Genomic DNA, 1127 nt, shown 5'->3' with positions numbered 1-1127 from the left:
CACCGGAATATTCCACTGCGGTACCACCATAACAACTATCTTCTTTAACGCCACGTTTTAATGTAGTGGAAGCATTCTTTCTATCTACATAATAGGATTGAGTAGTGACATTAGCCGCGCATTCATTAGATATAAACGGACGCAAGTAGGTTTGAATACCACGAATCTTAGTTGATATATCTTGAGTATCATCAGAATCCGCGCCATAACTTTTACGCAGATGATAACGTTGATTGCCAAGATCGCCACCGATTTCTGCTGTGTAGTTAGGTACGCCGTTGCCGCTATAGCTTCTGGCCGATATTACATGAGCCAAGATATCTGCATTTTGTGTATAATCACCACCTACGCGCAGATTACTAGGATTAAGTACGCTGGAGCCATCACCTTTTTTAGTTATATCGCCACTAGCGGTAGTGTCTACGATCTTACTATACTTGCCCGAATTCTTCAGTGCTTCTGTATCTACATTAAAATATGCAGGGCGAAGCACGAAGTTATCGCTACCGCATATGTGGAACGAGCCGTCTTTTGACATTTGAATTCCGAACTCATCTTTAGCAGCCTTTATATTATCTTCAAGCTTCTGCAGCTCCGGTTGTATTTTATTCTCCCAAATGTCCTTCTTTTGCTCCGCAGTTAGTTTTGTGTTGCACCAGCTAAAATTCTCACCAGACTCACAATATCCATATCGCTTTTTAAGCTCCCATTTCTTGAGCTCCGAATAATAAGCCTTAGGATCGCTGCTATTTAAATCTTTATTTTTTATATACTGATCTAAATCGGACCCTGAGGCAACTTGATTGTCCGGACGATAGCTAAGCATAAATGTAAGACCCTGATACGCATCTCCTATCTCTATATCGTTTAGCTCTAAAATACTTTTTCCTTTAAAATCCACTTCCTTATCGATAGTGTAATCGGTTTTGTCCTTCATCTTAAACGGAATTTTTAAGGAATCGGTTACGGATCGGCATGAGTAAACTGCGCTATTCCCCTTATCGCTATCGGCAATTTTATCCGAGGTAGTAGCGGCATTTCTCGCCCTGACAACGGATAAATACAATTTACCGCTCAAGTCGAATTTCTCAAGCTTTCTAGCCTCGCTACCGATATATATGAGCTTA

At 40.8% G+C, this 1127-nt stretch carries 1 protein-coding gene; it reads right to left on the bottom strand.

Going from position 1 to position 1127, the window contains the following annotated elements; genetic code table 11:
* Window positions 1-1127: hypothetical protein (locus tag Q0277_RS10585; protein WP_297997878.1), on the bottom strand; the 1127-nt coding region annotated here is incomplete at both ends.

It is taken from the genome of uncultured Campylobacter sp., from assembly GCF_938030815.1.
Lineage (GTDB): Bacteria > Campylobacterota > Campylobacteria > Campylobacterales > Campylobacteraceae > Campylobacter_B.
This window is presented reverse-complemented; position numbering and strand designations above follow the sequence as displayed.